Source organism: Alkanindiges hydrocarboniclasticus, assembly GCF_001982605.1.
Taxonomy (GTDB): domain Bacteria; phylum Pseudomonadota; class Gammaproteobacteria; order Pseudomonadales; family Moraxellaceae; genus Alkanindiges; species Alkanindiges hydrocarboniclasticus.
Map to the genome: position 1 here is coordinate 1 of NZ_MLCN01000073.1, position 655 is coordinate 655.

Annotated in this window: 1 protein-coding gene; it reads right to left on the reverse strand. The window is 39.4% G+C overall.

The window, feature by feature from the left end; genetic code table 11:
* Positions 1 to 655, reverse strand: a 655-nt coding sequence (locus BKE30_RS15410; protein WP_076879439.1) for an IS982 family transposase, incomplete at both ends; no start/stop codon positions are given.

Below are 655 nucleotides of genomic sequence, written 5' to 3' on the forward strand. Positions count from 1 at the left end.
CTTATTGTCATGACAAATCTGGTAAGCACACAAACTTGCATAAATGCCAGCTAAATAGCCCTCAATACTTCTCGCTTTACTTGTCACCAAATTATACTTTCCCTTTAGTAAGCTGAATAAAGTTTCTATTTGATTGCGCTGCCTTAAATTGTACGTATCTGCTTTTGACAAGTTCACCGCTTGCATGTTTTTACGGTGATAGGTCATTAATTCAATGCCTTGCTCTTTAAGATTTTGCTTTAAATTCTGACTGATGTAGCCGCGATCTGCATACAGCTTCGCTTTTAATCCTTTCACCAGTTGTTCAACCATTTTAATATCTGCTGTATGACCATTTGATAAAGCAGTACTGACCACATCTCCTGACTGATTCATAATTAAATGCAGCTTACAGCCGAAGAACCAGCCCATCGAGCTTTTACCACGCGTTGCAATAGCCTTTATGGACTTATGCCGCCCGATACGCTGATTTTTACAGACAGGCAGTGTGGTTGAATCAATCCATAAGTGACTGCTGTGACAATCTTTCATTAAGGCAAAGTGCAGCGCATGTAGTGCCAATTGATGTGAATTAATCAGATAAACTATACGCTGATAACAAGGCAAGTATCGAAACAGATGACGGAAGTTCTGCCTTAATGACAAGAAAAATGCT